We start from the raw sequence: 9,033 nt of genomic DNA on the forward strand, positions 1-9,033 counted from the left end.
AACTCGGGACTCCAACGCTGCCCGCGCGCTGACATGCCGCATCAGCCGGGTGGCGGCCCGGCCCCCAACGGACCACCCGGCCCACCCGGACCGGGGGGCGCATGGCGAAGCCGCATCAGCGCCTCGAACCCCGCGCGCTGCGGCGTGTCGAGACTGTCGTAGAAGCTGCGTGCTGCCATCAAGCGCGACCGGTCATGCGCTGCGTGCGCGGTCGCCTGCGCTTCGAACCGTTCGAGATGGCGGGCGAAATCCTCGCCACCCGGCATCGACGGGCCCGGGCGCATGTTCGGCCCCTCCCCGCCATCGCGCGGCGGCGGAGGCGGCCCCCAGGCGGACAGAAACGCAACGAGCGCGCCACGCTGATCGGGCCGCAGGTGCAGCAGCAGCGCGATATCGTCAGCCTCCCGGGCCTGCATCGCGTCGACATTTGCGGGCCCACGCTCCGGCCCACGCGGGCGCTCGGCACTGGCAGTGCAGGTCACACCGAGCAGCAGCATCGCGGCCAGCCAGCGTGCCGAACGCGGTTTCGTCATAATCATCGTCATCGTACTTTCCCCGTTCCGGCGCCGGTGTCAGCCGAGCATCCCGGATATGATCCAGCGCCGGCTCAGCGCGGATTTGGTGATCGTCGCCCCGCATCCACGGCAGGCGGCGCGCTGGATCGACGCGCCGGCGACATCGCGGTGCCGCGACCGGGGCAGATGACGCCCGACGCTGCAATCGGTGGTGCGCGGTGATGGCATCGACATGGCTGGCTCCCCGGTTCATTCGGTCGGGCCGGATATCGCAGCGCGGTTTGTCCCGAATATTTCAGCGAGCTGCCCCCCGGACGACAGACGGGAAAAAGCCCCGCCATCACGCTGGATGGCGGGGCTTTTAACAGTTGTACGGTTCGCCTCCCCTAGAACTTTACGTTCGTGCTGACGAAGAAGGCACGGCCATAGGGGTCGTAGGTCGACGGATAGGTGTTCGCCTGTTGCTGGTTGTCGCCCAGAATCGGCGGCTGCTTGTCGAACAGGTTGTTGACCCCGACCGACCAGGTGAAGCCGTCCTTGATCCGGAACGCCGCGGTCAGGTCGAAATAATCATAGGCCTTGATCCGCTCGACCGCATAGGTCGTCGCGCTGTCGTCGTCCTTCACCGCCGACAGATGGCGATACAGCACCGATACCGTCATCGGCCCGGTCGAATAGGTCGCCCGCGTCGACAGCCGCCATTTCGCATAGGGATTGCCGCAGGTCTGGCCGAACTTGCCCGCACAGTCGATCGTCAGGTCGGGGATCGCCGCCAGCGGGTTATAGTCGAACGCGATCAGCCGCGTACCGCTGAAGCGCAGGTCGAGCCGGCTGGTGTCGCTGCCGAACGCGCCGAAGCCGAGCGGCAGGCCGTAGCGCGCCTCGAAATCGACCCCGCGCGTCGTCACGCCCCCCGTATTGGCCAGCGTGTTGGCCGCATCGGTGATCGCAAAGCTGTTCGCGTCGCGCGGCAACGATCCGCAATAGCTCGCGTCATAGGGCGTGTAGCCATTGTCCGCGTCGCCGTAACAGGCGCGGATCAGGTTGGTGGTGCCGACCGTCGAGATATAGTTCGCGATCTTGATCTTGTAGTAATCCGCGGTGAACGAGAAGCCGGGCAGGAAGCGCGGCTGGAGCACGATGCCCGCGGTATAGGTGTCGGACGTCTCCTCGCGCAGCGCGGGGTTGCCGCCGTTCACCGTCTGGATCTGCGTGCTGCCGCCGTCATAGGCGGTGCCGATCACCGACGCCGCGACACCGTTCGACAGGCAGCTCGCATTCAGATTGGTGTTCGTCAGCGCCACCGCGGTCGTGCACGGATCGGTCGCGGCGGGAAAATCCTGCGACGCGCCGCTGAACAGGTCCGAAACGGTCGGCGCACGCACTGCCCTCGAATATTGGCCGCGCAGTGCGATGTCGTCGATCAGCGACCAGACCGCACCACCCGAATAGGTGTTCACCGATTTCGCCGCGGTCGAATAATAGGAATAGCGATAGGCGCCGTTGACCTCGAGCTTCTTCACGAAGGGCAGATCCGCGAGCAACGGTACCGCGACCTCGGTATAGACTTCCTTGACGTTATACCCGCCGCCCAGGCCTTCGCCCGCGTTGAAGCCGACCACGTCGCCCGACGACAGCGAGAAATCGGGATTGTAGCTGCCCTGTTCGCGGCGATATTCGGTCCCGAACACGATCCCGACCGGGCCCGCACCCAGATCGAACAGCTCGCGGTTCGAGATCGACGCGCTGGCGACCTGCTCGCTGATCGTGCTCGAATTCTGGACGGGGATGGTGATGAACGCAGCGGCCGCGTCGCTGATGTTGCCCGCCCCGAAGATGTTCAGCGGGACGCAGCCGTTGCTCGTATCCGAACACACCAGATTGCCGCCGGTGTCATAGGTCGTCCGCAGCGCCTGGAGCACGCGGCTGCGCGAGACGTTGCCGGTCTGGCTCTCGATCGATTTGGTCCGCGAATAGCTGTAATAGGCGTCGTAGTTCCAGCCGCCACCGATATCGCCCTTCGCGCCCAGCACGGTGCGATAGGCGGTGTTGTCGAGGCTCGACACGCGATTGCCGACCTCGCTCAGCCGTCGGTAGATGGTCGAGGTGACATAGCCGTCGCCATCCGTATCGAGCCCCTGGAGCAGCGCGCGCGAGCCTGCGGAGAGAAACGAGGAATCGGCGTCGAGCGAGACCGACCCGGTGAACGGCGTCGGCGCAAGCTGGTTCTTCACGCGGTTGTTGATGAACTGGCCCTCGGCATAGACGGTCAGCGCATCGCTGACGTCGTAATGCGTCTGCGCGCTCATCAGGAACCGCTCCTGCGGGACCTGCAGATAGTTGGACGGCGCATAATTATAGGCGTCGGTCGCAGCGCTATAGGCGGAAAAGCTCCCGTCGCGTTCGAACTTGCGGTTCACCCCGCCGATCGCGAACCGCGTGCCCTCGATCGAGCCCGACCCGCCTGCGATCAGGCCACCCTCGCCATCATCGACCTGCGCCTGTCGCGAATAGTCGCGCGCCGACTGAAGGATGCCGTTGCGCTTGGTATAATCGAAATAGACCGTCGCATTGCCGCGCCCGTCCTCGAAATTGCCCCCGAGCAGCAAATTGCCGTTGAACGTGCCGCCATCGCCCGCTTCGTTGATGCGGTAGTTCGCATTCACCTCCGCGCCGCTGAAATCCTTCTTCATGACGAAGTTGATCACGCCCGAAATCGCGTCGGAGCCATAGACCGCGGACCGGCCACCGCTGACGATGTCGACGCGTTCGATCAGCCGGCGGGGATGGTGTTCAGATCGACGACCTGGTTCGAGTCATAGGCGACGTAGCGACGGTTATCGACGAGCACGAGCGTTCGCGTCGAACCCAGCCCGCGCAGATCCGCGGTCGCCACGCCGCCCCCGGGGTTGTTCGACGCCCCCGTCGTGCTCGGCACGAGCTGCGGCAGGTCCTTCAGGACATTCTCGACATTGGGCTGGCCCGACAGTGCGAAGTCCTGCGCGCTGACCACCGCGATCGGTGACGCCTGCTGCAACTGGAGACCGCCCAGCCGCGATCCGGTGACGACGATCGTCTCGCCATCGGCCGGCGCAGCGTCGTCAGGCACCGCCTGCGTAGCCGGGTCGACGGTCTGCGCGACGGCCGGTGCACTTAAGCCAAGCAGAAGCGTGGACGCCAGAAGGCGTTTGCGAAAGTCCAGACGCATGGTGATACTCCCTGAGCCGCAACACTTTGGGTTGCGCGGCATTTTTTTGCGATGACGGATATGGTCCGTCCGGCAAAGCTGCAGGGATTTGACGGGGTCGACAACGGCTAAGTCGTCATCGAACCGTCATGCGTTCGACCTGTTGTTAGGCAGCCACGGTTTGTTACAAACCATGTCGCAAGCAAGACTGTATCGTGTCTTTGATCGCAGCGCGGACATCAGCCAAGCATCACGCCGCCGGTCGGCGGAACACGACGGTCACGCTCCGCACGCGTTGACCCACAGCTCGGCTCTGTACTCGAACGCCAAACCGCAGCGCTTCGATCGCCACGGCCAAGCCGGTGGCCGACGACCCGCGGATACCGGCTTGGGGCGGCACGGTCGCGCGGCTCATTGGAACGTCGACCCGGCGGCCATCGCCTTGCTTGGGCTCAGCCCCTGCTGCTCGAGGAACTGGTTCAGCGCCGCGACCAGATCCTGCGCAGCCCCGCTGGTCAGCGCGACCCGCCCGACGACGACCCGCTCGACCGACGGCGCGTCGCGCGTGTGATCGCACCGCGCGCTCTCCAGCGTCAGCACGATCACGCCCGACAGATTGGCGAGCCCGGCGAGCCCCGTGGCGAAGACTTCGGGCGCGAACGGATTGTCGACGAGCGGCGGCAGCGTCGGCGCGCTGATCGGCGCGGATGACGGGACGGATTTGATGGCGACACGCATGGCGATGGTCCTCGCAGGATGAAGGGGCGAGCCGATTGGCCCGCACGGCGCTCTAGCCAGCGACCATGTCCCGAACATTTCCCGCCACTTGCTCCATGTGTCAGCCGGTCCCGGCGACCGCGCGGTCGCGCTCGTTGGTGACCCAGTGTTGCAATCCGGCCGCGCGCGCCATCCGCCGGAAACATCGCCCGCCCAGGCGCCCGGTCTCACCCGGAGACCTCCCCATGATGTTCGAATTTGGCGCCAGTACGATGGCCCTAGCCTTGGCCGGCACGATCGGCGGCACGGCGGTCGCAGCGCCCGTCCAGCATGCGAAGCCCCCCGCCCCGACGCCACCAGCCGGTGCCGCCGTCCGGACGATCCGAACCTTGCGCATCGAGGGCGCGCAGCGGATCGAGCCCGAGACCGTGCTGAGCTACACCAAATTGCGCGCCGGCATCCCCTATACGGCGGAGACGCTCGATCAGGCGCTCAAGGATCTTCAGGCGAGCGACCTGTTCGCCGATTATTCGATCGCCGGCGCGAGGACGGCAATATCGTCGTCCGCATCCGCGAGAACCCGATCGTCAACCGCATCGTCGTCGAGGGCAACAAGGCGCTCAAGAGCGACAAGATCACCAAGGAGATCAGGCTCGCACCGCGGCAGATCTTCACGCGCAGCGCGGTGCGGCAGGATGTCGCGCGGATCGTCGAACTCTATCGCCGGCAGGGCCGCTTCGCCGCGATGGTCGATCCGAAGATGGTCAGCCTCGATCAGAACCGCGTCGACATCGTCTTCGAGGTCAGCGAGGGCCCGAAATCGAAGGTCCGCCAGATCAACATCCTCGGCAACAGCGTGTTTTGGGACGCACAAATTCGCGGGCAGATGGCGACCAAACAGGTACGGCTCAGCCGCATGCTGTCGTCCGCAACCAGCTACGACCAGGATCGCCTGAGCTACGACCAGCAGAAGCTGCGGCAATTTTATCTGACGCAGGGCTATGCCGATTTCCGCGTGACGTCCGCGGTTGCCGAACTCACCCCGGACAAGAAGGACTTCATCATCACCTATGTGGTGGAGGAGGGCAAACGCTACACATTCGGCGCCGTCACCGTCGACAGCCAGATCCGCGACTTCGACAGCAGCAAGCTCGCCGCGACGCTGCCGCTGAAAAAGGGCGCTTGGTATAACGCCAAGCAGGTCGAGGACGCGGTCGACAGCCTAAGCCAGACCGCAGGCCTGTTCGGCTACGCCTTCACCGAGGTCAATCCGGAGTTCCAGAAGGACGCCGACACGCTGACGATGGGGATCAACCTCAACATCGCCGAAGCCAAGCGAACCTATGTCGAACGCGTCGAGATCAACGGCAACACACAAACCAAGGACAAGGTCGTGCGGCGCGAGATCCGCCTGGCGGAGGGCGACGCGTTCAACAGCTTCCAGGTCAAACGCTCGGAGGACCGGATCAATTCGCTCGGTTATTTCCAGGACAAGACGGAGATCAAGCAGAAGCCCGGCTCCGCGGCCGATCGCGTCATCCTCGAGACCAACCTCGAAGAAAAATCGAGCGGCGAGCTTCAGCTCTCGGCCGGCTATTCCAGCCTGGAGAATTTCATCGCGTCCGCCACGATCACCCAGCGCAACTTCCGCGGCATGGGACAGGAGCTACGGGCCGGAGTCAGCTATTCGAGCTATTCGAAATCGGTCAATCTCGGCTTCACCGAACCCTATCTGTTCGACACCAACATCGCACTGGGCGGCGACATATTCCGGCGGGATTACAGCTCGTACAGCACCACCGGCGACACCGACAGCACGACCTATGAACAGATCTCGACCGGGTTCCAGATCCGCGCGGCGGTGCCGCTGACCGAATATTGGTCGGCCACCGCACGCTATGGCCTGTCCTATGATCAGGTCACGCTCGACGCGGACACCTATTATACCAACGGCGCGTGCGATCCCGCGGTCGCCGGCCATTATCTGTGCGACGCGGTCGGCAATCGCTGGACCTCGTCGATCGGCTATTCGCTGGTGTTCGACAGCACGAACAGCCGCACCCGCCCGTCCAAGGGCAGCAAATTCAGCGTCAGCCAGGATTTCGCGGGCCTCGGCGGCGACACACGGTATCTCCGCAGCACCGCCAACTATTCGAAATATGTCGATCTCGGCTCGCGCTTCATCCTCACCGCGCACGCCGAAGGCGGCTATATCAGGGGGCTCGGGCAGCAGGTGCGACTGACCGACCGCTTCTATCTGGGCGATCCCCAGATGCGCGGCTTCGATATCCGCGGCGTCGGGCCGCGCGTCACGCGGACCTATTACGACACCAGCACGATCCCTGCGACGATCTCGACCGACAGCAGTTCGAACACGCAGACCGCGCTGGGCGGCACGGCCTATTACCAGGCCCGCCTCGAGGTCGAGCTCCCGCTGGGCTCGGGCGCGCGCGAACTCGGCCTGCGCCCCTCCGTCTACATGGACGTTGGCGCGGTGTTCGGCGGCAGGACGCCGACGCTGACCGACAGCTGTGCCGCCGCGAACGCGACCTCGATCGCGTGCGTCGCCGCGACGCGTCAATACACCGACAGCGCCGGCAACCTGCTCTACCTCGATTCCGCCGGTGCAAGCACGACGACCAACACCGGCACGCCTTACAGCTATTCGCTCGGCGCCTATCGCGAGACCTATACGGGCAATAGCGCCAGCCCGCGGCTGTCGGTCGGCATCGGCGTCAACTGGGCCTCCCCGTTCGGCCCGCTGCGGATCGATCTCGCCAAGGCACTGCTCAAGGCCGATGGCGACGACAGCAAGCTGATCACCTTCAATATCGGTGGCCAGTTCTAGTGTGCACGGCGTCCCGCCGCGAAACGCCCTGCGCGTGGGGAAGCCGCCCGGTTGAGCTTGCCGCGGGGCTGCCCTAGACCCGTCACGCCACCGTCTAGCGTCCGCACATCGCGGCGACGATCCGGGGCATGATGGAGAGCGCCGCCCATGTGTCCTGACCCCGCCCCGAAGTGCAAAGCTGCGAAGCCCCCGACGGCGGTGACACGATGATCCTCCTGCTGCTGGCCGCGCAGGCCGCGACGCTCGGTGCGACCAATTACGGGCTCGACGCACCGATGCCGACGCCCAAGACGACGCCAGCCTTTGCCGACGAATTCAACGGGCGGACGATCGATCGCCGCAAATGGCGGTTCGACACCTCGCGCAATGCCGAGGGCTGGGCCAATCACGAGCGTCAATATTATGCCAAGGACCGGCCCCGGAATGCACGGATCGAAAAGGGCTCTCTGATCATCGAGGCGCGTCGCGAGACGCTGTCCAAGGCGCGCTTCCCCGACTGGGGCGGCCAGAGCTACAGCTCGGCGAAGCTCGTCTCTCGGGTGCCACGCGGCTATGGCTTCTATGAAGTCCGCGCGATGCTGCCCTGCGGTCGCGGCAGCTGGCCCGCGGTCTGGCTGCTGCCAAGCGGCGGCCGCTGGCCCGACGAGGGCGAGATCGACATCGTCGAGCTGGTCGGATGGGACCCGAACGTCGTCCATGCGACGGTGCACAGCGGTGCGTTCAACCACACCAAGGGCACGCAGCGCGGCGCGCAGAAGCGCGTGGCGACCGCCTGCACCCGCTATCATCGCTATCAGCTCGACTGGCGCGCCGATGTCATCACGATCGGCGTCGACGGCCGCGCGGTCATGCGCGTCGCCAATGACCAGCCCGGCGGCAAGGCGGCCTGGCCGTTCACCCGGCCCTATGACCTGATCCTCAACCTTGCGGTCGGCGGCGACTGGGGCGGGCAGAAGGGGATCGACGACACCGCCTTCCCGCAGCGCATGGCGGTCGACTATGTCCGCTACTGGCGCCCTGCCCCGAACCGGTCGCGCCGCTGATCGCCGTCGGCCTCAGCGCCGCCCCCGCGCGGCGAGCAGGATCATCCCCCCGCCCAGCGTCAGCACTGCGAGCACGATCAGCACCGCGTCGAAATCGCGCGGCGTCGCCAGCGCCCAGGTGATCACCGGCCCGAGCAGCCCGGGCAGAGTGTTGGCGAGGTTGAGCAGCCCGAGGTCGCGCCCGCGGTGCCGCGCGCTCGGCAACAGCTGCATCGCAAAGCCCGCATGCAGCGCCAGGAAGACGGAGGTCCCGCCCGTATAGACGCAGAACGCCGCCGCACCGCTAGTGAAGTCGCGCGCCGCCATCATCGCGATCAGCCCCGCCGCCGCGACCAGCGCCGCCGCGAACAGGAACGGCTTGGTCCGCCCGGTCCGATCGGCAAGCCGGCCGACGAGCACCGCGATCGGCAGCGGCACGCTATAGGCGACGATCATTACCGTCCCCATCCGCGCGGCGAGCACCGACTCCGGTACCGACGGCGCGACGGTTTCGAAATAATAGAGCAGATAGACGAACAGCGCGCTGCCCGCGACCTGCACGAGCAGCCGCGCGGTCCAGGCGAGCAGCAGATCGCGCCGCAGCATCGACCGCAACACCGGCGGCGGCGCCCCCGCCTGCCGCGTCCCGCGCACGACGACGAGCGGAAGCGTGCACGCAGCGACGGTGACCGCGATCACCGCGAACCGCGCCGGCTCGCCGAACCGGCTCGCCCCGACCAGCGC

The 9,033-nt window shown here is 65.9% G+C and carries 8 protein-coding genes and 1 pseudogene; 2 read left to right on the plus strand and 7 right to left on the minus strand.

Features of this window, described 5'->3' with window-relative positions:
* Positions 1-41: 41 nt before the first annotated feature.
* The 6 genes from NI18_RS18645 to NI18_RS27425 all read right to left on the minus strand — a co-directional run bounded on the left by NI18_RS18645 (position 42) and on the right by NI18_RS27425 (position 4,816).
* Positions 42-545 carry a Spy/CpxP family protein refolding chaperone gene (locus NI18_RS18645; RefSeq protein ID WP_037532176.1) on the minus strand — a complete coding sequence of 168 codons (504 nt, stop codon included), beginning with the start codon at positions 543-545 and terminating at the stop codon, positions 42-44.
* A 27-nt stretch (positions 546-572) separates the two neighbouring features.
* Entirely contained in the window at positions 573-749 is a 177-nt protein-coding gene (locus NI18_RS25250; RefSeq protein ID WP_156360410.1) for a hypothetical protein, read from the minus strand.
* A gap of 152 nt (positions 750-901) precedes the next feature.
* On the minus strand, positions 902-3,223 hold the full coding sequence (locus tag NI18_RS18650) for a TonB-dependent receptor (protein WP_306286519.1): 2,322 nt from the start codon (positions 3,221-3,223) through the stop codon (positions 902-904).
* A gap of 65 nt (positions 3,224-3,288) precedes the next feature.
* Positions 3,289-3,723 (minus strand): TonB-dependent receptor plug domain-containing protein, encoded by a 435-nt coding sequence (locus NI18_RS27420; protein WP_306286520.1) that lies wholly within the window; start codon positions 3,721-3,723, stop codon positions 3,289-3,291.
* Positions 3,724-4,113: 390 nt separating this feature from the next.
* The gene (locus tag NI18_RS18655) at positions 4,114-4,440 is read right to left on the minus strand and encodes a hypothetical protein (RefSeq protein ID WP_031394510.1); all 327 of its coding nucleotides are present in this window, start codon (positions 4,438-4,440) and stop codon (positions 4,114-4,116) included.
* Between the two features lie 100 nt (positions 4,441-4,540).
* Positions 4,541-4,816 carry a hypothetical protein gene (locus NI18_RS27425; protein WP_306286521.1) on the minus strand — a complete coding sequence of 92 codons (276 nt, stop codon included), beginning with the start codon at positions 4,814-4,816 and terminating at the stop codon, positions 4,541-4,543.
* A gap of 31 nt (positions 4,817-4,847) precedes the next feature.
* On the opposite strand from NI18_RS27425, the pseudogene bamA reads away from it, so the two are divergent.
* Positions 4,848-7,267 (plus strand): annotated as a pseudogene (gene bamA, locus NI18_RS18660) (outer membrane protein assembly factor BamA).
* Positions 7,268-7,473: 206 nt separating this feature from the next.
* Positions 7,474-8,310, plus strand: coding sequence for a glycoside hydrolase family 16 protein (locus NI18_RS18665; RefSeq protein WP_037532182.1), 837 nt, complete (start codon positions 7,474-7,476; stop codon positions 8,308-8,310).
* Positions 8,311-8,322: 12 nt separating this feature from the next.
* Here NI18_RS18665 and NI18_RS18670 read toward each other — a convergent pair.
* The coding region (locus tag NI18_RS18670) for an MFS transporter (RefSeq protein WP_037532179.1) at positions 8,323-9,033 on the minus strand (711 nt) is incomplete at its 5' end.

Source organism: Sphingomonas sp. Ant20, from assembly GCF_000783375.1.
GTDB classification, from domain to species: Bacteria; Pseudomonadota; Alphaproteobacteria; order Sphingomonadales; family Sphingomonadaceae; genus Sphingomonas; species Sphingomonas aerolata.

Excerpts from the sequence above, each read along its gene's own strand:
- NI18_RS18645 (WP_037532176.1), bottom strand. The coding sequence starts at position 545 with ATGACGATGATTATGACGAAACCGCGTTCGGCACGCTGGCTGGCCGCG.
- NI18_RS25250 (WP_156360410.1), bottom strand. The coding sequence starts at position 749 with ATGTCGATGCCATCACCGCGCACCACCGATTGCAGCGTCGGGCGTCAT.
- NI18_RS27420 (WP_306286520.1), bottom strand. The coding sequence starts at position 3,723 with ATGCGTCTGGACTTTCGCAAACGCCTTCTGGCGTCCACGCTTCTGCTT.
- NI18_RS18655 (WP_031394510.1), bottom strand. The coding sequence starts at position 4,440 with ATGCGTGTCGCCATCAAATCCGTCCCGTCATCCGCGCCGATCAGCGCG.
- NI18_RS27425 (WP_306286521.1), bottom strand. The coding sequence starts at position 4,816 with ATGCGCAAGGTTCGGATCGTCCGGACGGCGGCACCGGCTGGTGGCGTC.
- NI18_RS18665 (WP_037532182.1), top strand. The coding sequence starts at position 7,474 with ATGATCCTCCTGCTGCTGGCCGCGCAGGCCGCGACGCTCGGTGCGACC.